We start from the raw sequence: 20399 nt of genomic DNA, 5'->3' as shown, positions 1-20399 counted from the left end.
AGCGGCCGGCACGGCGGTCAGCCGCGGGATAAAGCCGCCGGCGGCGTTCCGAGTGGTCCGCGGCGATCGACGACATGAATGCCGCGCGCCTTGGCCTCGATCACCAGCCTTTCGGTGACGCCGTTGCCCTGGAAGGCGATGACGTAGCGCGGCTTGACCGAGAGCATCTGCTCGTTGCGCCGGAAGCCGGCACGATCGCCGAGCTTGCGATCAAGGCCGAACCGCAGCTGCTGGATGCCGTTCTGCTCGGCCCAGGATGCTGCAAGACGCTCGATGCCCTTCATGTCGCCGCCATGGACGAGATACATGTCGCCCACACGCTCGCGCACGGCCTTGAGGGTCCGCAGCAGATTGTCGGCAAACTGCTTAGCCTCGTCATCGCTGGCGAAGCGAAGGCGCCCGCCGGCGAAGACCACGGGCGTGCCATAGACCATATTGGCATCGCGCACCCGCTCGCGCCGCGCCTGCAAATAGGCCCGGCCATCGACGATCGCAGCGGTCGTGCCGAGCGAGATGCGGTTGCCGGTCGCGGGCACCCAAGAGCGACCGGTCTCGTGCAGATAGTGGCGCGCCGCGGTGTCGCGCATCCCCTCATAGGCCTGGGCGGACTGCTCGACCTTGCGGGCGAGATCGATCTTGTCCTCGAGATCGGCGGTCGCGATCTCCGACCCGTCCTGCTCGGCGAGCAGGAGCCGGATCTCGTCGGTCAGGCGGTCGATCAGCTGATGCTTCTTGGCGGCCGCGCGGTGAAAGAGATTGACGAAGCCCCAGCCCAGATCCTCGATGTCGCGTTCGAGCGCGGTGAAGGGGAAGAGCGCGAAGAGATCGCTCCAGATGGCGCTGACGGTCTGTTCGAGCGCCTCGGCCGGTGGCGGCGCTTCCATCGAGCGTTGGTCGCCCGTTAGGTCGAGATGGCCGAGTTCGAGTGCTTGGAGCACTGCTGAAAGGGAGCTGGTCATGAGGGATTGCCTTTCCGTGTCGCAGGGCCGGCGGCCTTCCCGCCGGATGCGCACCCTCCGGGCCATCGAAAAAGCGGCGGCGGCACCGCCGGGCAACGCCCAAGGGGAACCCGATAAGGTCCGGGTGGTGCGGGCAGGCGCGCCTCGGCGCGCCAACACGGCCGGGCCGTTCGGGTTGCCGCCGCCAGCGCGATGGCCCATGTGCCGCATCCTCTGGCGAAAGGCGCGAAGGCCCTGTCGCGTCAGGCATTCAGGGCGCGGAGAAGCCTAAAGAAAGGGCTTCCGCGAACCGGGCTCCCGACAGGGACAAAGCGGCGTCCACGCTCGCCGCGTCGGAAGAGCCCGGCCGTCAGGCCGTCGACCGTGAGGCCAGATCTTGTGCCGCGTCGCGCTTGGCGGCTGCCGCCTTGCGTTCCGAATAGCGGTCCACGAGCTGATCGGCATGGCTACGTGTCAGCACCGTGAAGCGCACCAGCTCCTCCATGACGTCGACGATCCGGTCATAATAGCTTGAGGCTCTGAGACGGCCGTCCTCGTCGAACTCCTTGAACGCCATCGCGATGCTTGACTGGTTGGGGATGGTGAACATGCGCATCCACCGCCCGAGCAGCCGCAACGTGTTGACCGCGTTGAACGACTGCGATCCGCCCGAAACCTGCATGACGGCCAGGGTCCGGCCCTGGGTCGGACGCATGCCGCCGAATTCGAGCGGCAAATGGTCGATCTGGGCTTTCATGATGCCGGTGATCTGGCCGTGCCGCTCGGGGCTGCACCAGACCATACCTTCGGACCAGAGCGCATGCTCGCGAAGCTCATGCACTGCCGGGTGGTCATCGTCCTTGATCTGGTCGGGGAGCGGGAGATCTGACGGATCGAAGATCCGCACTTCGGCGCCGAAGAGGATGAGAAGCCGGGCCGCTTCCTCGACCGCGAAACGACTGAACGACCGCTCGCGCAGCGAGCCGTAGAGGAGGAGGATGCGAGGTTTCGGCTCAAGCGCGCCGAGCCCGGCGGCGAGATCGGTCCGGATCATTGCGCGGTCCAGCGCGGGCATGTGATCGGGTTCGGGAAGGATACGAAGACGCGACATCAGGCGATCCATTTGTACAAAAGGGCGGCGCTCGCCGGGCATAGCGATCGGAACTCGGCCGATTGCGCGATGACGGCAGGAACGTCGGTCCGTTCGGCTGTTTCATAGCCGTTACGGCGAAAGAAAGGCTCGGCGGTCGTGGTGAGCAGGTACAGGCTAGTCGCGCCCTCATCCGCGGCAGCGCGTTCGACCGCCGCGAGAATGGCACCGCCCAATCCGCATCCGCGCCGATCGGCCTTCACGACCAGCGAGCGCAGCAGGCGGTCGGAGCCGTCGCCTTCGATCCCGCCATAGCCGACAATGCCAGCATCATCCTCGAACCGAAAGAAGCGGCGTCCCGCCTCGGCGAGATCGCTGGCAGGCAGACCCGCCGCGCTCAGCTCCGCCATCAGGTCGGAAACCGATTTGGGATCCAGCAGTGTAGCGATCATGCAGGAACGCGTTGCTCGTACCAGGGCCGCGTCTTCTTCACGATGCTGACGACAGACAGCATTACCGGCACCTCGACCAGGACGCCCACGACAGTCGCGAGCGCGGCCCCGGAATTGAGGCCGAACAGGCTGATCGCGGCTGCAACCGCGAGCTCGAAGAAATTGGACGCGCCGATCAGCGCGGCCGGAGCGGCGACGCACCAGGCCACGCCGAAGCGCCGGCTGAGCCAATAGGCCAGGCCCGCATTGAAGTAGACCTGGATGAGGATGGGAATGGCAATCAGTGCGATGACCAGCGGATGAGCAAGGATCGCTGGGCCTTGGAAGCCGAACAGGAGGACGAGCGTCGTCAGCAGCGCAACCAGCGAGAGCGGCCCGAGCGTCGCCAGCAGCCGATCGAGCGCCGGCTGCCCGCCTGACGATAGCAGCGCCCGACGGATGACCTGCGCGACGATGACGGGCACGACGATATAGAGCAGGACCGAGATAAGCAGCGTGTCCCAGGGCACTGTGATCGAGGCGACGCCGAGCAGCAGTCCGACGAGCGGCGCGAAGGCGAAGACCATGATCACGTCGTTGAGCGCGACTTGGCTCAGCGTATAGGTCGGCTCGCCGTCGCACAGGTTCGACCAGACGAACACCATCGCTGTACAGGGAGCTGCCGCCAGCAGGATGAGGCCCGCGATATAGGCGTTGATCTCGCCCTGCGGCAGCAGCGGCCGGAAGAGCCATCCCAGGAACAGCGTGCCGAGCAGCGCCATTGAAAAGGGTTTCACCGCCCAGTTGATGAAGAGGGTGACGCCGACGCCCTTCCAGTGTTGGCGAACCGACCCCAACGCGCCGAGGTCGATCTTGAGCAGCATGGGGACGATCATCAGCCAGATCAGCACAGCCACGACCAGGTTCACGCGCGCGATCTCGGCCGATGCGATGGCTGCGAACAGATTCGGCAGCGAATAGCCGAGCGCGATGCCGACAGCGATGCAGAGCGCCACCCAGACGCTCAAATAGCGTTCGAAGCTGTTGATCGCCGGCTTGGGTCGTGCCGCAACGGTCGCGTTCACGCCCCGATCCTCTTGCCGGCGGCGTCGATGACCTGCTCGCCATCTTCCTTGGTGAAAGCCCCGCGCTGGGCGGACGGGAGAAGATCGAGCACCTCTTCCGATGGACGGCAGAGTTTCACGCCGAGCGGCGACACAACGATTGGCCGGTTGATGAGGATCGGATGCTCGATCATCGCATCAATGAGCTGGTCATCGCTGAGCGTCGGATCGGCAAGACCCAGCTCGGCGAAGGGCGTGCCCTTCTCGCGGAGCAACTGGCGTGCGCTGATGCCCATGCGGGCGATGAGCGAAACCAGGCGCGGGCGGTTGGGCGGCGTCTTGAGATATTCGATCACATGCGGCTCGATCCCGGCGTTGCGGATCATCGCCAGCGTGTTGCGCGACGTCCCACACTCGGGATTGTGATAGATGACGATATCGATTGCGGCATTGCTCATGCACCCGGCACCTTTTCGCTTGGGAGGTCGGCGTGGCCCTGTTCCTTGCCGATCCGGTTCAGCCGGTTCTGCAGACTCATCTTGTCGAGGCCTTCGAACGGCAGGTTGGTGAACAGCGAGATGCGATTGAACAGCATCCTGTAAGTATCGAAGAAGGCCGCGTGCTGCACCGTTTCGCTGTCCTCGATAGCGGCCGGATCGGGCACCCCCCAATTGGCGGTCAGCGGCTGCCCCGGCCAAACCGGGCAAAGCTCGTTGGCGGCATTGTCGCAGACCGTAAACACGAAATCCAAGGACGGCGCATCGGGGCCGGAAAACCCGTCCCAACTCTTCGAGCGGAACAGGCTTGCGTCGTAGTTCAGCTTCTCCAAGAGATGAATGGTGAACGGATGGACCTCGCCCTTGGGCTGGCTGCCGGCGCTGAACGATTTGAAACGGCCTAGCCCTTCACGGCTGAGGATCGCCTCGGCCATGATGGAACGGGCGGAATTGCCCGTGCAAAGAAACAGTACGTTCAACAGGCGATCAGTCATGTTGATGTCCTTTCAGGCAGCACGACAGGCAAGCAGTTCATCCGCAAGTGGATGGCAGAGCTCGGCCCGGCCACCACAGCAGTCCTTGACGAGGAACAGCATCACGGAGCGGAGCGCATCGAGATCGGCGCGGTAGTTGATGATCCGGCTACGCCGCTCGGATGTGACCAGGCCGGCACGCGCCAGGGTCGCCAAATGCACCGACATCGTGTTCTGCGGGACATCCAGCGCCTTGGCGACCTCGCCGGCAGGAAGGCCTTCGGGTTCGTGACGCACCAGAAGGCGGAAGGCGTCGAGGCGCGTGGCTTGGGCAAGCGCGCCCAACGCGACGATGACAGATTCGTTATCCATATATCCACGATAGCGGATATATGGATATGGTGCAATCGGCGACATGGCGAGATCAAGCAGCCGCCTGCTCGTCCAGATCATCCTCGCAAGCGAGATCGGTTGCCCGCAGCAGAAACCCGGCGGCTTCTTCGGCCCTCGCCGCCGCCGTGAGCAGAGCGCGATTATCGCGGCGCAGGATGTCGAGCCAGGAACCAATATAAGCCGCGTGATCGTCGAGATGAGTGGTTGGGAGACCCACATCTGCCCCCACCAGCGCCGCTGTCAGTTCGGCGGCCAACTCCTCGAAGGCGTAAGCGTGATCGCCGAAGCGCTTCCCGAACGACCGGGCGAGACGGGCTGGATGGCCTGTCCAGTGGCCGGCCTCATGCGCGAGGGTGGCTGCCCAGGCGGCGCGCGTGTCGAATTGCTCGACCGGCGGCATGGTGATGACGTCCTGGCGCAGATCGTAATAAGCACGATCGCCGCCACATCGCAGCCGCGCGGGCAGCCGTTCGACGAAGCGCTCCGCCCGCGGACCGAGCCGGTCGCCCGGCGGGACGAGGGAGAGGGCTTCGGGATAGAAATCGCCCGGCAGTGCGTCGATCTGGTCGGCATTGAAGACCGCATAGGACCGCATGACCCGGCGCTGCTCATCGACGAGCTCACCCGGACGTTCGTAGGAATCGACCTTCTTCGAATAGGCCTTGTAGAAGATCGCAAATTGCGACTGCTCGCCGGCGCGGACTTGCCCGCCCAGTTGCTGCGCCTGGCGGTAGGTCATCCAATGGCGGGACCGATAGCCGCACTGCTCGGCGGCCAGCCATAGCCAGAAGGTGTTCATGCCGCGATAGGGCTCGCCATTGGCGCGCAGCGGGCGCCCTTGCGCGGCGCATGATCGCCAGGGCCGTACCCAGGGACGCACACCGGCCTCGAGCCGGTCGATGATGGCGCGCGTGATGGTCTCGGCCGGCGAGGGCCGGCCCGATGATTGGGTCATGGTGGATACTCCGTGAAAAAGCGGCTGCCTCAGCGCCGCCGATGAAGGGCGGCGGGCGACACGAAAGCGCCGCCCGCCGTTAGGCGTTCGCCTCAGGCGGCCTGTTCGAGGTCGCCAGCATCGCCATCGCGGGCGATCTCCCCTGCCCCGCCGTCGCTGTCGTCTTCATCGCTGAGGAAAGCGGAATAGCTCCGGAAGCTTTCGGGCTTTTCGATCCCGCCGAACCGCATCTCGTCGGGCAGCCAGGAAAGCGCCTTTTCCCGGACTTCGGCCTCGACGATGCCCTGCCCCGAACAGAGCGCAGCGCAGGCATTGGCAAGGTCACCCTTCTTGGCGTCCTTGTATCGGCCGCGCAGCACCGGCCCGCCGATTTCGTCGAGCGCTTCGAGCATGACGTCCTTCTTCACCCGCCCAAAGAAGTTCTGGGCATCGGGCCGCCACCATTGCGCGACATCAATGTCGAGCAGCCGTCCGAGATGATCGTGGAAGCCGTTGCGGCGCCCGCCATCGTCGACGTTGAGTGTCGGCTCGAGCGTCTGCGCCAGAACATGGGCGAGCCAATCGGCGCGCGCCTGTTCATCCAGTTGCCGGAAGGCATCGAAGCGGGACGACAGCGTGTTCCCGCCTGCCCAGCTCACATCGAGCGCCTGGCGCTGTTCGGTCAGGACATTGCTCGCCGCGCTGCCTTCATCGCGGAAGCTGGCGATCGGGAAGCTCGCGGCCGCCGCCTGCAGCGTCGAGTGGTCCCGGACATAGCTGCTGGCGAACACCGTCCGGTGCGCCATCAGGAATATCGTGAGATCGAGCGCGAACCCGGCATCCGAGGCGACATGGGCCGCCAGGATCTGCCGGCGCTGGGTCGCGAGTTCGTCAACCAGCGTCGCGCTGAGCCGGGAGGCCGCGACCTTGCCGGACGGTGCTTCGGGTTCTGCGTCCTCGCCCGCCTGACGAATGGCGCGCTCGCTGAACATGCGGCTGTGCACCCGCGGACTGCCATCGGGCGCCAGATAGATGAAGGTGCCCAGCTGGTCCTTGATCGCATCGTCGACCATCGTGCGCGACGCTTCGATCGTATCGAGTTCCCGCTCGATGTCGGCGAGCCGCGCCGACGCTGCCTCGGCCTCGGGCGTGCCATCCTCGAGGTCGGTCTCCAGTTCGCGGATGAGCGCGTCGCCCTCATCCGAGAGACTATCGACGCGCTCCTGCTCGTCCCCACTCAATTCGCGCAGCGGCGGATGATATTCGTGGAGCTGGCACTCCATATCATAGGGCACATGCGTCGCGAGGACTGGCGTCACGAACGCCAGCTTCTGTTCGGCAGCGAGCGCTTCCGCGGCCGCTTCAAGCTTCTGGGCGGCCAGTTGCTCGATGAGCTCCACGTCGATCCAGCTCTCGTCCGCATCTTCGCCAAACAGGTCGCGCTCGATCCGGCCGCCCGCGCCGACATAGGCGTCGCGGCCGACGAACCGTGCCTTGGCGTCGGTCGCCTTGACCGTCCCGTTGAGGAGCGCACGACGGATATTGTCGGGATTGTCGCCATAATAGGACCGGCTCATGCTCTCGAACACGCGGGCCTGGCGATCGACGTCGGGCGTGACGGCATAAGCCTGGGCGACCCCCAGCGTGATCTCGCCCGCCGCCAGCGCCGCGAAAACTGCGGGAGCCAGTTCGGCAAGCCGTACCCGCTGCTCGACGAAGCGGGTCGTGACGCCGAAGCGTTTCGCCACATCCTCGGCGCTCGCGCCCTTGTCGAGGAAGTGCTTGAAAGCCGAGCACTCATCCGCCGGGTTCATCGCGACGCGGTGGAAATTCTCGGCAAGGCTCGCTTCGGCCGATCCGGCATCATCCTCGAGCACCAGCACCTGAACCTCATGGTCCCCGGCAAGCCGCCCTGAATCGATCAGGCGCTGGAGCGCCCGCAAGCGGCGGCCACCCGCCTTGACGGTGAAATGTCCTGCCTTCTTGAGCGGCGTGACCACGAGATTCTGCAACAGGCCATGCGCGGCGATATTGTCGGCGAGGCTGTCGAGGTCGGCATCGCGATTGGATTTGCGGACATTGTCCTTCGAGAGCGAGAGGTTCTTGACCTTCACGGACTGGATCATCGGTTGTCTCCTTCGAGGGTTGCGCCGACCTCGGCGGCCGGCTTGAGCCACTCAGGCCCACCCGGCCGAAGGCCCCCTCCCCTCTCTTCGGTCGCTTGGCGCGGCCGCGGGTCAGTCCGTGATCCTGGCGAGGATCTCGAGGGCGCGGCTCGGGGGAACGAACAGCCGCGTGCGGTGCTGGATGATCTCGGTGAAGCAGCCCGCCGCCTTGAGATGAGGCAGCGCCTCGGGCTTCCAGTCGAGCAATTCGAGGCGTTGATCGCCGGCGACCAAGGCGCGCTTCAGCCGCAGCGCTCCGATCGGCATGATCTCGCCCGAGGTGCGGACGTGCTCGACCCGCGCGCCGAGGTCGATCTCGACATGGGCCGAGATGCCGAATGCGCTGGCAATCCGCTCAACCAGCGGCGCCGGAATAAGACGCCCGAGAAGCGACTGGCCGTCATCGCTCGTCAGCCGCCAGACCTGGACATGATCGTCGGGCAGCTTGCCCCAGACCGGGAGCAGCAGGCCGGTGACCAGATAGATGATCTGCGTGCGCGTCTGCGCGGTCATCGCCTCGCATTCGGCCTGCCAGACTTCGTCGAAGCTCGCGCGGTCCACGTCGGTCCAATGGGTTTCGGCGAAGAGGTCCTGCCTGTGCCGTTCGGTGCGCGTCGGCCGCACCAGCTCATAGCGGCGCACGGTCCGCCCCTCTTCGTCCGTCAGCGAGAAAGTCGGCCGGCAAATGGCGGCCTTGCCGGAACGCGGGTTGATCAACCCGCGCGCTTCCGGGTCGGCCAGAAGCCAATGCGCTCGCTCCAGGGTCAGCGGCCGATATCGCTCCTCCGTTTCGATACGCAGGATCTCGGTTTCGGCGCCGCTCACGGGATCGCGCCGGATCACCGTCCGGCCGAGGATCGAAATACGGTCGGCCGCGATCGTTTCGACGCCAAGGTCGAGGGTGCCAGCCTCGCGGGCCTTTTCCACCCGTGCTTCGATCAAGCCCAGATATTCGTCGAAGATCGCGTTCTGCAGGTCGATGCGCAGTGCCAGGATGCGGTTCAACCACCGCTGGATCGTGGGCAAGGTCTCGGTGAGCCCCCCACCCTCCCCGGCCAGGTTCAAACCGGTGAGCGACTGGAATTGATCAAAGCGCACCGATTGGAGCTTTGCCTGGAACAGCAGGCGGAACCACTGGTCGAGCGATTCCCGCGCGAAGTCGGACTCCAGATTGTCGCGGGGGTCGAAAAGTCCCTGCCCGCCGGTCTGGCGTTGGCCACGGGTCAGTGCACCCAGGCTGTCGAGGCGCCGGGCGATGGTCGAGATGAACCGCCGTTCGCCGCGGCAATCGGTGGAAACGGGCCGAAACAAGGGCGGGCAGGCTTGGTGGGTGCGGTGCGTGCGGCCCAGCCCCTGGATCGCCGCGTCCGCGCGCCAACCGGGCTCGAGCAGATAGTGGATGCGACGGCTCTGATTGGGCGCGTCGAGGCTGGCGTGGTAGCTCCGCCCCGTGCCGCCGGCGTCGGAGAAGATCAGGATGCGCTTTTCGCCGCGCATGAAGATGTCGGTCTCCGCGAGGTTCGTGCGCGCGCTGCGCCGTTCGATCCGCTGACGTCCGTCGGCATCGACGATGATCCGCCGGCTGCGACCCGTCACCTCGGCCACTGCCTCCGTCCCGAAATGCCCGATGATGTGATCGAGCGCCGAGCCGACCACCGGCAGCGCACAGAGTTGCTCGAGGAGTTGGTCGCGCATGGCGATCGCTTCCCGGCACAGCACCGGCTGCCCGGCTTCGTCGATCATCGGTTCCGAGCGCACTGTGCCGCTATCGTCGGTATAGGTGCGCATCTGGCGCACCGGAAAGGCGGCCGTCAGATAATCGACCAGGAATTCGCGCGGGGACAGCTCGATATCGAGCCAGGCCCGCTCCTCGGGGGACAGGTCGGCAAGGGCACGATCGAGCATCGCTTCCGAGGTCGACACGAGCTGGACTACGGCGCAGTCGCCGCGCGCGAGATCGGCGGCGATCGCCGGGATCAGCGACGGCAGCTTCATCGACAGCAGGATCTGGCCGAAGAAGCGTTGCTTGGTCGATTCGAAGATCGACAATGCCGCGGCCTTCGCGCCGCTATTATAGGTGGCACCGCTGAAGCCGTCGGTGACGCGCGTGGCGGCGAGCGCGGCCTGCAGATTGTTGTGAATGATCGCCCAGGCATCGGCATAGGCATTGTAGACGGCGATCTGTTCTTCGCTGAGCCGATGCTCGAGGATGTCATATTCGACGCCGGCGAAGCTGAGCGCCCGCGCGGCATAGAGGCCCTGCGCCTTGAGGTCGCGGGCGATCAATTCCATCGCCGCGATGCCGCCGCGGCGCAGGGATTCCACGAAGGCCCGCCGGTCGGCGAAGGCCGTCTGCGGTCCCCACAATCCGAGGCGTGTCGCATAAGCGAGGTTGTTGACGTCCGAGGCGCCGGTTGCCGAGGCGTAGAGGATCCGGGCGCGCGGAGCGAGATTTTGCAGACGGACCCCGGCGATGCCCTGCTCGGACCCTTTCGTGGCGCCGAACCGGCCCTCGCCGCCGGCCACCCCGGCCATTTCATGCGCCTCGTCGAAGACGATGACGCCGCTGAAATCCTCGCCCATCCATTCGATCAGCTGGCGCAGCCGCGTGCCCCTGTCGCCGCGGTTGGAGCGCAGGGTGGCATAGGTCAGGAAGAGGATCCCATCGCCCAGCGCGATCGGGGTGCCGAGCTTCCACTGGTTGAGATGCTGGATGTCGAACGGCAAGCCGCCAAGCGCCGACCAGTCGCGGCGAGCGTCTTCGATCAGCGTCTCGCTCTTGGATATCCAGAGGTGGCGGCGGTTGCCGCGCAACCACTGGTCGAGGATGACGCCTGCCACCTGCCGTCCCTTGCCGGCGCCCGTGCCATCGCCAAGGAAAAAGCCGGTCCGATAGGCGTTGCCGGCCTCTGCCGGCGACAGCGAAAGACCCTCCTCGCTGGATGCGAACCGGCCGGGAAGATCGCGCTCGAACGCCGCGCCAGCGTAGATTAGCGTTTCGAGCTGCGCGTTCGAGAGCAGGCCGTCGTCCAAGATCCTGGCCGGCAGCACGGGTTCATAAGCGACCGGGGGTGCGGCAATCGATCCCATTGCCTGCGATTCGACCAGCGCGCTTGGGTGCTCACGGGCATCGGCAATCAGCAGACGGCTCGGCCGATAGGGCAGGTAAATCCCTTGCGGTTCGCCCGCGGGCGCCGGCGCGTCGAGACGGTGATAGGCGACCGCGCGGGTCGTGGGCAGGGTCACCGCCACACGCGAGCCTACGGGGCGGGTCCGCCGCGTGAGGCCCCGGAACAATCCGCTGGGGCGGGAGATCGGCTGCGGCTGCGGCGCGCATGGGGTCGCCATCGCATCGATGACCGCAAGCGCAGCGCCGAGCGTCGTGCAGGTCTGGCGCGGGACCGGGACCCCTGCCCCGCCCTTTTCGAGGAGTATGAGCTGGACTGCCTGGCCGGTGCCGTGCTTGGCATAGGCATTGGGCGGCAGGTCGAGATGCAGCCGGGCATGCGCGCCCGCGGTGGCGTGCAGCCAATCCGCGTCCCCAGTCTCGATGCGGTCGGGGAGAATAACGGCGCAGCGCCCGCCTGGAGCAAGCCGCAACAGCGCGGAGCGCAAGTGGCGAAGCGCGGCATGTCGATCGCGCCCCCGCCCCTGGCTTCGCGAGAAGGGCGGATTGATGAGTACGACGCTCGGCACCAGTTGCCGATCGAGCATATCGTCGATCAGTTCGCCATCATGCGTGCTCAGCCTGCCTTCGGGAAAGGCGTGACGCAGCAAACGCGCGCGCCGGGCATCGATCTCATTGAGAAGGAGGCGCGCGCCGGCGAGATGGGCGTCTATGGCAAGGAGGCCTGTCCCGGCCGAGGGCTCGAGCACGATATCGTGTGCCGTGATCGCGGCTGCCTTGGCGGCAAGGAAACCGATCGGCGCCGGTGTCGAGAATTGCTGGAATGCGACCTGCGTTTCGCTACGCACGCTTTGCGTGGGAAGCGCTGCCGTCATGGCGATCAGCTGGGCGAGCCGCGCATTCGCATCTGCCGGGAGCGTCGCGTTCTTCAGATGGAGGACCTGCGCGAGTTCGAGCACATCGTAGGCGTCGCGCAATGACCACAGGCCATCGGCGCTCGAGCCACCGAAGGCGGAGGCCATTTCGGCAAGGAGGTCGTTACGTGCAACCGGACGTCCTTCGGACAGCCGGTCGGCTATGCCTTGAGCAGCGATACGGGCGGGATCATCGAGCGGCAGCGTGAGCGCGAGGGGTTGTGTGGCCATGGGGCATCTCCAGGTCTGACACCTGGCATCAGCGCCAGGTCATCAGTCTGAAGGCCCCCTCCCCTCTCAGGCCGCCTCGGCGGCCCGGCGGACACGCCAAGCATCATTCCAGTCCGCGTGCCGTTCCGGCAGCCGAAGCACCACTTCGCGTCCATTGGCTGTGAGATGCGGGCGGGCTTTTTTTAGCATGGCGGCAGCGGCGGCACCGCGATCGCCATAGACGATGATACGCTTGACCCGTTCGGGGATGGCGACAAGCCCAAGGCGTTCGACCCCGCCCAGCGCCCAGGTCGGCGTTCCGAACCAGGCCATTGCTGAAAGGGCGTCCTCGATGCCTTCGGCAAGGCCAAGCTCCTCGCCGGCCGGCGCCAGACGAATGGCCGCGTCGCCGAGAAGGCCAAGGGCAATCTTCGGTTTTGGCAAGGGTTTGTGCAGGATGTCGGCGAGATCGAGGCAGGTCCGCTGGACGGCCACGACGCCCAGATCATTCTCGACCGCGGCGATCATCGCGGGAAAGAACCGGCGGCGCTCACCGGCCCCGACGATGGTGCGCGGATTGTAGCGCAGGCAACGCGGATAGGGAGGCGGCAGACCGCGCGCCGCCAGGTATTCGGCCGCTGGAGAGCCGGCGATAGGCTGGCTCGCCTTCCATAGGCGAAGTGCAAGAGCGCGATGGTCCGCGGCCGCCTTCGGGCGCGGCATGGTGAGCGGCTCGGCATCGTGAAGTTTGCGCCGGCGCAAAGCAGCCAGAACATCGCGCGTGTCGCAGCCGGCAAAGCAGTGGAACAGGATCGCCCGCTCGCCCAGGCGTACCGACAGGCTGGGACCATGATCGTCATGTGCCGGGCACCGGCATTCGCCGCGCGTACCGCGCCAGGTCCCACCCAGGGCTTCGACAATGGCTTTGGCGCGATGGGGAGCAGCTATGGGCATCGACTAATCCTTGGAAGTGGTGGAGCGCCGCTGCTGATTGCGCCCTCCCCTCCCCGGTATTTCACCCCGGCATGCCTTTGGATGCCAGGATCCCGAATTCCTCGACGATGCGATCGGTTGTGTAGTGCGTCGCGCCGTCGCGTTCATAGGAGCTGTCCTTGAGCCGCCCGGCTATGCGCACGAGATCCCCGACTTGAGCCCGGTCGGCGATATGCTTCCGCTGGCCTTCGCTGAACACGCTGACCCGGTTCCAGTGGCTGTCTTCCTGCCATTCGTTATCGTCACCCTTGCGGCGATAATTCGCGCAAACCGACAGCAGGGTGACCTTCGGCCGTGCGTCGATTTCTCCGATCCGGCCGATGATCTCGAACTTGGCGAAGTTGATCATGCACCCTCCATGCGCAACGTCATTTGGTCGGCAGCCTATCGTCGAGGGCCGACTTCGCGTATCCCTCCAGGCAGGGGGATTGAACGATTGCATGAGGCGCGACGCGGATCTCTTTCTCAAAATAAAAAGAATCAAAACGCCGCTGCTCGCAGCGGAAGCTTTTCCGATTCAAAAGGATTCAGATTCACGGGGCCGAAAGCACAGCATTTCTGCAGGTTTGAGCAAGCTTATCCTGACCGGACGGGGGATTTTGCCTGCCCTTGTGGGGGCGCTTCCCTGACCGGTCGGGGGATGCAACCTGACCGGTTGGGGCCTTCCTGACCGCATGGGGGCCACCCTCGCTCGGGGACGATTCGTCCGCCATGCCGCTCGTCAGGGACCTTCTTTGGCCTACGTGCGGCCGTTTGCGTGCGTAAGGGCGCATTGAAATGCGACTCGGCGCACTTCCTCATGTTTTGCCACTTCGGGGCGAAATTCTATCCTGACCTCTTGGGGGCCGAAACCGCCATCTATCCTGCCCTGACTTGACGCACGAGGACAGGTCAGGCAGATTTTCTCCCACGCCGGACGAATCGGTGCAGATTTCATGGCATGGATGACGAGCAAGCCCTAGACCACGCTGTAACGCCCTCTCCCACCGGTGATGATGCTTCTCCGGGACGGGCGATGCGGGTGGCTGCCGCCCTGCAGGCCAAGGGCGGTGACGAGTTCGCCAAGCCCGGCAGCATCGTCGAGGTCAAGTTCGTCAAAGGCCAGTCGCTGAGCCTGACCGCTTCGCGCCTGCTCGCGCTGATGATTTTGACTGCGGGCGGTGATGCTTGGGAGGACCGTCCGCACAAGATGCGAAAGGCGGACATTCGCCGCGGTCACAAAGGCAATGAACGCATCTCGGATATGCTCGAGGAACTCCATCGCACGCTTTTCGCGGTTGATGACAAGTCCTGGCGCGGCAAGAAGGCGACCCTGCGCTTTTCGCTTATCTCGTCATCGCGTGAAGAAGCGGAAGACGAGGAGGGCGCGGACGCGGGGTGGATTGAATGGGAGTTCACGCCCGAGGCCCGAAAACTGATCCAGGAATCGGAGACCTATGCGGTCCTGAACCGGCAGGCAGTGCTCGGCTTTCGTTCAACCTATGCGCTCAAGCTGTACGAGATCGGGGCGCTACGGCTGCATAGGCGCCAGTCGCTCTGGAAGGGCGACATGACGGCGCTGCGTGCGCTGCTCGGTATCGCGCCGGACGTCTACAAGGACTTCGCGCAGTTGCGTCGCAAGGTTCTCGAAAAGGCAAAGGCCGAAATAGATCAGCTCGCCCATTTTCGCGTGGAGTGGCGGGAGATCCGCCAGGGCAGAACCGTCACCGAAATCGAATTCCGCTTTGAGCCCAAGGATGCCCCGGCCCAGATCGCGACCGTAGAGGAGATCGGTCGTCACTCGGCGGGGAGGAAGGCAAGGCGCGACGGCGATGTCGAGACCGTAGCCGTCGAGGCGGTGACGAAGGCCGCCGTCGCTGCATTGGTGTCCACGGAGAAGGTCGGGGCAGGGGAGGTCACCTTCCCGGACGGCACGATCCGCTTTGGCTCCGATACGCTTGCCGCGATCGCGCGCTCGGCGGGCGGCGGTTGGGACATCGATCTCATTGCCGATGCCTATCGCGCGCAGATGGGCGAGAGGCTGGCAAAGCTCAAGGGTGCCAAGCTGATCGCGTCCTGGACGGGCTTTTGCGAGAGTTTCCTGGCGCGGCGCGGGCGTCCCTGAGCCGAAATTGCACCGGTGCAATTTCGGGGTGAACAGCCCCCAAGAGGTCAGGTTAAGGTGTGCGCAGAGGTCCGCGGCGCCGATTGCGGCCAAATCACCCTGTCGTGCCAAAGCGACTTGCGAAAATCAGCCTCTGATTGACCTAAAAGTGCAAATTGAGCTATGCCCCGTTCAGTTTCGCAAGGGGGCCTCTCTTGGCTGCATCACTCGATATCGAAGGTACGCAGGATCTGCTGTCCGTCTCAACGCTCGCACAACGGACCAGCTCTGTTCTCGAGCGGCTCCGCGACTCTGCGCGGAGCGCCCGGGCGGACGAGCGGCGCGAGCCCACTTTCCCGATCGGTAAAGCGGCCGAACTGGTCGGCCGAACCCCGGCGGCCATTCGTGAGGCCGAGAAGGACGGCCGCTTGCCGCCGCCTCCGCGAACCGAGAATAATCGGCGTGTCGGCTATACCCTGGCGCAGCTCAACGATATGCGGGGATTGTTCGGCACCCGGCCCTGGCGGGCTGCAACCGACCCCTGCTGCGTTATCGCGGTGCAGAACTTCAAGGGCGGGGTGGGGAAATCGACCCTGTCGGTGCACTTGGCCCAATATCTCGCGATCAAGGGCTACCGGGTAGCTCTCATAGATTGCGACAGCCAGGCGTCGGCAACGACCCTCTTCGGCTATGTTCCCGACCTCGACCTAACCGAGGAGGACACGCTCTATCCGTTCCTGCGGCACGACGACATGGAGTCGCTCGACTATGCCCTGCGCAAGACCCACTTCGACGGCCTCGAACTCGTCCCGGCCAATCTGCGGCTCTTCCAGTCGGAATATGAAATCGCTGCGCGCATGGCGCGGGGGCAGGGGAACCTGATCGACCGCATGGCGCAAGGCATTGCGAGCATTGCCGATCGGTTCGATGTGGTGGTTCTCGATCCGCCGCCAGCGCTTGGCGCGATCTCGCTTTCGGTGCTGCGCGCGGCCAATGCGCTGGTCGTGCCGGTGCCGCCGACGGTGATGGACTTCTCGTCGACCGCGGCCTTCCTCGCCATGCTCGACGAGACCATCGAGACCCTGGCCGATCGCGGCTTGGCCCCGTCGCTGCAGTTCCTGCGCTTCGTCGCATCCAAGGTCGACGAGAACAAGTCGATGCAGAAGGAACTGCTCAACCTGATGCGGACCCTTTTCGGCCACGCGATCGTGCGCACACCGCTCAAGGATTCGGCGGAAATCGACAATGCGACGGCGCGGCTGATGACCGTCTATGAGCTTGACGGACCTGTCACCAGTTCGGCGGTGCGCAACCGCTGCCTCGCCTATCTCGACGGCGTGAACAGTGAAATCGAGTTCGACATCCGGTCGATGTGGCCCAGCCATCTGGCGCGCTTGCGCAAGGAGGGCCTCGCTTGATGCGAGCAAAATTGCACCGGTGCAATTCCGGGTAGAAGGGGTGGATGATGAGCAAGAAAAACGCCAACTTCGCGGCTGATCTGGTCGCCGGAATCGACCCGGGGGCGCAAGCCCCGGCGGCCCGGCGCCCGGGCATCGGTGCGAGCGTCCTGGCGGGCCGGGAAAGCCGGCTTGCCGAATTGGCGACGGGCAGTGTCGTCTCACGCACCCATGAACTCGTTGATCCGGCACGCTGCCGGATGTGGGTGGGCCATAACCGCGAATATGCGCTGCTTAACGAGGAGGGGTGCGCCGATCTCATCGAGAGCATTAAGGCGCAAGGCAAACAGGAAATGCCTGCGATCGTCCGGCGGGTGAAGGACGATCCTGCTTTCGATTTCGAGGTGATTTGCGGCGCGCGCAGGCATTGGACGATCAGCTGGCTGCGCGCTCATAACTATCCGGATTTTCGCTTCCTCGTCGACATCCGTAGCTTGACGGATGAGGAGGCGTTCCGGCTTGCGGACCTCGAGAACCGGGCGCGCGATGATCTTACCGACCTAGAGCGCGCGCGCGACTATTTGCGCGCCCTCGACGCCTATTATGAGGGGCGCCAGAAGGTCATGGCCGAGCGAATCAACGTCACGGAAAGCTGGCTTAGCCGCTATCTCGACCTTGCTCGGCTCCCGGCGGAACTGATGGTGGCCTTCGCCGTCCCGCAGGATCTCAGGATTAAGCATGTCACCGCGATCAAGCCTCTCTTGAAACCGGAGGACCGGCGGCAGCGTGTATTTACTGAGGCGACGCGGCTCGCGGAGGCGCAGGCCAATCGCGGGGTGCCGATGCCGGTTCCTGACGTCATCCGCGCGCTCGCTTTGGCCGCCGATCCCCCCAAGAGGTCAGGTTCCCCCAAGAAGTCAGGAAAGCCGGAAACGATCGTGTCCGAAGGGGGAAAACCGCTGCTGAAAGTGGAGGCGGTGGATCGCAAGGGGCTCAAGCTCACCCTGCTTCCGCATGGGGGCGGCACGCGAGTTGAAGCGGAGGCCGCGTTGAAAGTGCTCCTGGATCGGCATTGGGCCTGATTTTCTTCGGCGTGCTGAAACCGTGAACTCGGCCGCGGAGGCGTTGTGATCTGCACAGGCCGATTGATTCATTGAAACGATATGGATTTGGGTGCATATAAGAGGCAAGGAGTGCACTCATGCTTGCCGCATTTTTGGACGATATTCGTGATGGCGACATGATCGCGCCGCGCCGCATGGCGGAACGCCTGCGCCTACCGATGACGCGTCTATCGCGACTTGCGCACCTCAATCGCAACACCATGACCACACACCCCGGCAGCCCGGCTGTGCAGGCCAAGCTGGGGGAAATTGCCCGGATCATCGCGCGAGCGGCTGAGCTCGCGGGCGATGAAGGCAAGGCGATCATCTGGTTCAAGCATCAGCCTCTGCCCGGATTTGGCAAGACGGCTGAGGAATTGGTCGAGGATGGCCATGCTGATGTCGTGATCGAGGATCTCGATCGTATGGCCGCCGGTGTTTATTCCTGACGCGGTTCACTCTGGTTCACAGGCTTGACCGTGGCCATGTTTCCGCACGCTGATAGTGCGGCGCAATGACCTATGCTCTTGCGCCGTTGTCGCTTCCGCTCTGGCGGATGATCGGGATCCGCCATCAGTTCAGTCCGACGTCCGGAGAAGGCGCGCGGCTCTATGGGGGCCGCTGGAACCGCAAAGGATATTCAGCGCTCTATCTGGCGGCCGATGCGGTCACAGCCGTGGCTGAATACTATCAAGGGCTGCCCAAGCCCGGGACGCTTGTCCCTTATCACCTCGACGCATCGGCGATCACGGATCTCACCAATGCTACCGCCGGCCCCTGCGATGCGCGCGTTGCCGAGGCCTTGGCTGCGAACTGGAAGGCGATGGCGTTGCTCGATGGCAAGACGCCGCCGAGTTGGGCGCTGACAGAGGAATTGATCGCGGCGGGTGCGCAAGGCGCGCTTGTGCCGTCGGTCCAGAATCCCGGTGGTCGGAACCTGGTGCTGTGGCAATGGCATGAGAAGGGTCTTCAAGGGGAAGGAGCCGCGCTGACTGTCCTTGATCCTGACGATGCCCTGAAAGCTCCCCGCTAAAGTTGGCCCGAATTGCTGGAGAGCAGCCGGTCGATCTCGGCCATCGCCGCGTCAAATTCGGCCAGCGCCGGATGGGGGAGGGGGGAGCCCTGGTCCTGCGGTATCTCTCCAGGAACATGTCGCCGCTCTTCGGCGACCAGCAGCACCTTGCCCTTGATGCTCGCGCGCCGAGCGAGGCCCGTTGCGGCTAGGGCGTCGCCGATCGCGTAGGTGCCGCGCCGGCTGACCCCGAAGGCCGAGACCATCTGATCGAGCCCGAGCGGCGCGAATGCCGCGAGGAAGATCCACACCTGCGGGGCTCGGGCGCTCGAGCGCAGGTGCCCCAGCTGCCCGCCCACAATCGCCGCGCGCCTCCGCGCCTGGTCGACCAGCGCACAAATCCGCGTAATGCTAAGATGTAGACTGCGGACCGCCAGCAGTGCGCGTTCGCCGGGCCACAGCTGCGGCTGAAGCGCCTCAGCCGTCACGGCGCCGGGGCAGGGGATGGCGTGGACCCACGTCCCGCTCGCGCTCAACACGCGCCCCAGCGCCGCATCGACGGCCCAGAGCGGGGTACGTGGGGCTGCCTGCTCGACCGCGACCTCGCGCCCGCCGAGCGAAAAGCTCCGCACCGCGCGCTCCACCGGCGCGAACAGGGGATCGGCACGCAGCAGGGCGTTGAGACGGGCCAGACCAGCGAAGGGCAGGGCGGAATCGTCGTTCATGCTGGCCTGTTTGGTCAGGTCGGCGGCCTTTGCCAGCGCCTCGTCCCCCAGCGCGTCTTCGGCATGGGCTGGACGGTCGGCCCCGAAGCGAGCGGCCAGAGTGATGGTCTGCGCGGCGTCGGCGAGCGGTTCCCACGGATGATGGCTGAGTTCGCCCAGCAGGGCGCGGACCACGGCATAGGCGGAGCAGCAAGTGAGGGGCGTCTCCTGGGGCCCGCGGTCGAGCCCGGCGAACCATGCGTGGAAACGCAAGGTCGCGTCGGTGAACCCCGCTTGTGCCAGGGCCGCGAGCAGCACCTCGCGCAGCAGTCCTACGCAGAACAGCCGTTTTTCGATATCGGTGAGGCCGGCGAGGAGTCCGTCGAGCCGGCCGAACGCCAGCGCGCCTGCGGCCTGTGCCACGGCAAGCTCCTCGGGCGAAACATCCGCATCGGCGGCGAGGGGATGAATGCGCTCCATGTTGAGTATGTAGTGAATGCTAGAACACTGCACAACTGCTCGGATGGTTGGTAACGGAACATGCGATAATTGCAGTTATCACATAAGCAGATTTGACCGTTCTTTATAAGGTGGGCTACAAGCGCGGCTGAGGAGCGAGGCGCGTCGTGAGCACCGAAACCGCCCGGGAAGGGCCAGAAATCCCCGTAGCGCCGCCTGAGGCTGTCCTGCCGGCCGTCAGGGCGCCGGCCGACCTTGCGTGGACGATCGTGCAGATGCGCGCCGGCGAGCGCATCACCGTCAACGAGGGCCTGATCGCCGCCTATCAGGCCGCTTCATCGCCCCATAGCATCCGTGCGCTCAAGTCCGACGTCGAGGCGTTCGATGCGTGGTGTAGGCGCAACAACCGGAT

The 20399-nt window shown here is 65.0% G+C and carries 18 protein-coding genes and 1 pseudogene; 6 read left to right on the top strand and 13 right to left on the bottom strand.

What is annotated here, in order from left to right; translation table 11 throughout:
* Positions 1 to 17: 17 nt before the first annotated feature.
* From V7Q48_RS09665 to V7Q48_RS09610, 12 genes are all read right to left on the bottom strand, one after another.
* Entirely contained in the window at positions 18 to 959 is a 942-nt protein-coding gene (locus V7Q48_RS09665) for a DUF2493 domain-containing protein (protein ID WP_333837806.1), read from the bottom strand.
* 349 nt (positions 960 to 1308) lie between these two features.
* A complete protein-coding gene (gene arsH, locus V7Q48_RS09660) occupies positions 1309 to 2049 on the bottom strand; it encodes an arsenical resistance protein ArsH (RefSeq protein ID WP_333837929.1) in 741 nt (246 codons plus the stop codon).
* Positions 2049 to 2480: an arsenic resistance N-acetyltransferase ArsN2 gene (gene arsN2, locus V7Q48_RS09655; RefSeq protein ID WP_333837805.1), complete on the bottom strand. Its 432-nt coding sequence runs from the start codon at positions 2478 to 2480 to the stop codon at positions 2049 to 2051. Before arsN2 ends, arsH begins: the two co-directional genes overlap by 1 nt.
* Positions 2477 to 3544 carry an ACR3 family arsenite efflux transporter gene (arsB, locus tag V7Q48_RS09650; RefSeq protein WP_044663239.1) on the bottom strand — a complete coding sequence of 356 codons (1068 nt, stop codon included), beginning with the start codon at positions 3542 to 3544 and terminating at the stop codon, positions 2477 to 2479. The genes arsN2 and arsB overlap by 4 nt, the downstream gene beginning before the upstream one ends.
* Positions 3541 to 3981, bottom strand: coding sequence for an arsenate reductase (glutaredoxin) (arsC, locus tag V7Q48_RS09645; RefSeq protein WP_007688073.1), 441 nt, complete (start codon positions 3979 to 3981; stop codon positions 3541 to 3543). Before arsC ends, arsB begins: the two co-directional genes overlap by 4 nt.
* Positions 3978 to 4514, bottom strand: a complete 537-nt coding sequence (locus V7Q48_RS09640) for an arsenate reductase ArsC (protein WP_333837801.1) — start codon at positions 4512 to 4514, stop codon at positions 3978 to 3980. Before V7Q48_RS09640 ends, arsC begins: the two co-directional genes overlap by 4 nt.
* A 12-nt stretch (positions 4515 to 4526) precedes the next feature.
* Entirely contained in the window at positions 4527 to 4946 is a 420-nt protein-coding gene (locus V7Q48_RS09635; protein WP_044663240.1) for an ArsR/SmtB family transcription factor, read from the bottom strand.
* Positions 4918 to 5841, bottom strand: coding sequence for an ArdC family protein (locus V7Q48_RS09630; RefSeq protein ID WP_047169219.1), 924 nt, complete (start codon positions 5839 to 5841; stop codon positions 4918 to 4920). The genes V7Q48_RS09635 and V7Q48_RS09630 overlap by 29 nt, the downstream gene beginning before the upstream one ends.
* 92 nt (positions 5842 to 5933) lie before the next feature.
* Positions 5934 to 7946 (bottom strand): ParB/RepB/Spo0J family partition protein, encoded by a 2013-nt coding sequence (locus V7Q48_RS09625; protein WP_044663242.1) that lies wholly within the window; start codon positions 7944 to 7946, stop codon positions 5934 to 5936.
* A gap of 111 nt (positions 7947 to 8057) precedes the next feature.
* The gene (locus V7Q48_RS09620; RefSeq protein ID WP_333837800.1) at positions 8058 to 12257 is read right to left on the bottom strand and encodes a strawberry notch-like NTP hydrolase domain-containing protein; all 4200 of its coding nucleotides are present in this window, start codon (positions 12255 to 12257) and stop codon (positions 8058 to 8060) included.
* A gap of 66 nt (positions 12258 to 12323) precedes the next feature.
* Entirely contained in the window at positions 12324 to 13190 is an 867-nt protein-coding gene (locus V7Q48_RS09615; protein ID WP_044663252.1) for a DUF7146 domain-containing protein, read from the bottom strand.
* A gap of 61 nt (positions 13191 to 13251) precedes the next feature.
* On the bottom strand, positions 13252 to 13578 hold the full coding sequence (locus tag V7Q48_RS09610; protein WP_044663253.1) for a single-stranded DNA-binding protein: 327 nt from the start codon (positions 13576 to 13578) through the stop codon (positions 13252 to 13254).
* A gap of 666 nt (positions 13579 to 14244) precedes the next feature.
* Between V7Q48_RS09610 and V7Q48_RS09605 the strand changes: the two genes are divergently transcribed.
* The 5 genes from V7Q48_RS09605 to V7Q48_RS09585 all read left to right on the top strand — a co-directional run bounded on the left by V7Q48_RS09605 (position 14245) and on the right by V7Q48_RS09585 (position 18845).
* Positions 14245 to 15333, top strand: coding sequence for a replication initiation protein (locus V7Q48_RS09605; RefSeq protein ID WP_044663254.1), 1089 nt, complete (start codon positions 14245 to 14247; stop codon positions 15331 to 15333).
* 194 nt (positions 15334 to 15527) lie between these two features.
* A complete protein-coding gene (locus V7Q48_RS09600; RefSeq protein WP_044663255.1) occupies positions 15528 to 16730 on the top strand; it encodes an AAA family ATPase in 1203 nt (400 codons plus the stop codon).
* Between the two features lie 47 nt (positions 16731 to 16777).
* Entirely contained in the window at positions 16778 to 17791 is a 1014-nt protein-coding gene (locus V7Q48_RS09595; protein WP_172668340.1) for a ParB/RepB/Spo0J family partition protein, read from the top strand.
* 119 nt (positions 17792 to 17910) lie between these two features.
* The gene (locus V7Q48_RS09590; protein ID WP_044663257.1) at positions 17911 to 18261 is read left to right on the top strand and encodes an antitoxin Xre/MbcA/ParS toxin-binding domain-containing protein; all 351 of its coding nucleotides are present in this window, start codon (positions 17911 to 17913) and stop codon (positions 18259 to 18261) included.
* A 65-nt stretch (positions 18262 to 18326) separates the two neighbouring features.
* The gene (locus V7Q48_RS09585) at positions 18327 to 18845 is read left to right on the top strand and encodes an RES family NAD+ phosphorylase (RefSeq protein ID WP_044663258.1); all 519 of its coding nucleotides are present in this window, start codon (positions 18327 to 18329) and stop codon (positions 18843 to 18845) included.
* Here the strand turns inward: V7Q48_RS09585 and V7Q48_RS09580 are convergent.
* A complete protein-coding gene (locus V7Q48_RS09580) occupies positions 18842 to 20008 on the bottom strand; it encodes a hypothetical protein (RefSeq protein ID WP_333837798.1) in 1167 nt (388 codons plus the stop codon). The genes V7Q48_RS09585 and V7Q48_RS09580 overlap by 4 nt on opposite strands.
* A 146-nt stretch (positions 20009 to 20154) precedes the next feature.
* Here V7Q48_RS09580 and V7Q48_RS09575 point away from each other — a divergent pair.
* A pseudogene (locus tag V7Q48_RS09575) lies at positions 20155 to 20399 on the top strand (integrase); the annotation flags it as partial.

Source organism: Novosphingobium sp. (genome assembly GCF_036803765.1).
Taxonomy (GTDB): Bacteria; Pseudomonadota; Alphaproteobacteria; order Sphingomonadales; family Sphingomonadaceae; genus Novosphingobium.
Note: the sequence above shows the minus strand (reverse complement) of the source record. Positions and strands in the feature narration are given on the sequence as shown.

Coding starts and splice junctions, on each gene's coding strand:
- V7Q48_RS09665 (WP_333837806.1), bottom strand. CDS start 959: ATGACCAGCTCCCTTTCAGCAGTGCTCCAAGCACTCGAACTCGGCCAT.
- arsH (WP_333837929.1), bottom strand. CDS start 2,049: ATGTCGCGTCTTCGTATCCTTCCCGAACCCGATCACATGCCCGCGCTG.
- arsN2 (WP_333837805.1), bottom strand. CDS start 2,480: ATGATCGCTACACTGCTGGATCCCAAATCGGTTTCCGACCTGATGGCG.
- arsC (WP_007688073.1), bottom strand. CDS start 3,981: ATGAGCAATGCCGCAATCGATATCGTCATCTATCACAATCCCGAGTGT.
- V7Q48_RS09640 (WP_333837801.1), bottom strand. CDS start 4,514: ATGACTGATCGCCTGTTGAACGTACTGTTTCTTTGCACGGGCAATTCC.
- V7Q48_RS09635 (WP_044663240.1), bottom strand. CDS start 4,946: ATGATCTGGACGAGCAGGCGGCTGCTTGATCTCGCCATGTCGCCGATT.
- V7Q48_RS09630 (WP_047169219.1), bottom strand. CDS start 5,841: ATGACCCAATCATCGGGCCGGCCCTCGCCGGCCGAGACCATCACGCGC.
- V7Q48_RS09625 (WP_044663242.1), bottom strand. CDS start 7,946: ATGATCCAGTCCGTGAAGGTCAAGAACCTCTCGCTCTCGAAGGACAAT.
- V7Q48_RS09620 (WP_333837800.1), bottom strand. CDS start 12,257: ATGGCCACACAACCCCTCGCGCTCACGCTGCCGCTCGATGATCCCGCC.
- V7Q48_RS09615 (WP_044663252.1), bottom strand. CDS start 13,190: ATGCCCATAGCTGCTCCCCATCGCGCCAAAGCCATTGTCGAAGCCCTG.
- V7Q48_RS09610 (WP_044663253.1), bottom strand. CDS start 13,578: ATGATCAACTTCGCCAAGTTCGAGATCATCGGCCGGATCGGAGAAATC.
- V7Q48_RS09605 (WP_044663254.1), top strand. CDS start 14,245: ATGCGGGTGGCTGCCGCCCTGCAGGCCAAGGGCGGTGACGAGTTCGCC.
- V7Q48_RS09595 (WP_172668340.1), top strand. CDS start 16,778: ATGAGCAAGAAAAACGCCAACTTCGCGGCTGATCTGGTCGCCGGAATC.
- V7Q48_RS09590 (WP_044663257.1), top strand. CDS start 17,911: ATGCTTGCCGCATTTTTGGACGATATTCGTGATGGCGACATGATCGCG.
- V7Q48_RS09585 (WP_044663258.1), top strand. CDS start 18,327: ATGACCTATGCTCTTGCGCCGTTGTCGCTTCCGCTCTGGCGGATGATC.
- V7Q48_RS09580 (WP_333837798.1), bottom strand. CDS start 20,008: ATGGAGCGCATTCATCCCCTCGCCGCCGATGCGGATGTTTCGCCCGAG.